The sequence below is a fragment of the Streptococcus sp. GMD1S genome, assembly GCF_000296875.1.
Classification (GTDB): Bacteria; Bacillota; Bacilli; order Lactobacillales; family Streptococcaceae; genus Streptococcus.
Window position 1 is genome coordinate 1 of sequence record NZ_AJQY01000171.1, and the last position, 1,080, is coordinate 1,080.

Here is a 1,080-nt window from a genome sequence, read left to right on the forward strand (position 1 = left end):
GACTTTTCAGACGATATTTACGGTGAGACAGTCATGGTCTACTGGCTGGACCGTGTTCGCGATATGGTCAAATTTGACTCCATAGAAGAACTCGTAGACCAACTCCAGAAAGACGAAGAGATTGCTCGGAACTGGAAGGATGGAGAGTAGAAGAGTTAAAAAAGTGAACCATATTATGGGTTTGCTTTTTTATTTTTGAAAGAAATTTTTATAGAGAGAAACATAATTGAAGCTTGATTGAAAATCTGTTAAAATAGTGATATTCATAACTTTAAAAATCAAAGAAAAGAGACTAATATGATTACAGGCGAATTCAATATTCCAAGTGGTGAAATTATCTTTACTCCTGAAGAATTGGATCATCAGGTCTCTTATGTATCTGATGATGCCTTTAACTTGAAATTGGATACAATTTTTGATGAATACGACGATGTTTTCAAAGCTTTGTTGGAAAGATGACAGTCTATTTAACAGAAAAGCAAATTGAAAAAAATGATAAGCTATTCTAAATGGGTTTCTGAACATTCTGTCAGAGAAAAGAACAAAAAGTAAGCTAGTTTGTTAGATTGAAATGAGTATAAGAAAAAAATGAAGAGACAATATTGGAATTCTGTAATACAGAAATTCTGATATTGTCTCTTTTTATTGAAATACGCGATAAACATAAGGATTTTCTGGTTTGTCTACTTTTGTGAAACTCTCAACTTCCAGTGTTGGGAGTTTTTGTTTGAGTTCTTTATGGTAGTGGAGGGTCAGGGTTCCTCTAGCGGTAATCCAGGTATTGTCAGGATACTGGCGTGAGTTTCCCTTGGTCAGGAGTCCATATACACCAGAGTCTGCGATACAGTGGATAATCCCAAAGCGAAAGAGGAATTGGCTATCTGGATGGCTAGGATCGTTATAAACAAAGCCTGTAAACTCGATTTTCTTTCCTTCAAACTCCTGAGGATAGTCATAGAGAACTTCCATGACCTCCATATAGTTTTCATCTGTAACCTGAATGGTTGACTGGGAGAGGTATTTATCAGCTGTAGACCTCATTTCCTTTTCATAAGCAGATTTGGAAAAATAGGTGCTGGT

The 1,080-nt window shown here is 35.9% G+C and carries 3 protein-coding genes; 2 read left to right on the plus strand and 1 reads right to left on the minus strand.

All coding sequences use genetic code 11. The annotated features are described in order from the left end of the window. Positions 1-150 (plus strand): riboflavin kinase (locus tag GMD1S_RS11850; RefSeq protein WP_008280767.1); only part of this gene is annotated, 150 nt, incomplete at its 5' end. 147 nt (positions 151-297) lie between these two features. Next, positions 298-459, plus strand: a complete 162-nt coding sequence (locus tag GMD1S_RS08040) for a hypothetical protein (RefSeq protein ID WP_000627735.1) — start codon at positions 298-300, stop codon at positions 457-459. Between the two features lie 183 nt (positions 460-642). Here GMD1S_RS08040 and GMD1S_RS08045 read toward each other — a convergent pair. Next, the coding region (locus tag GMD1S_RS08045; protein ID WP_000319324.1) for a TIGR03943 family putative permease subunit at positions 643-1,080 on the minus strand (438 nt) is incomplete at its 5' end.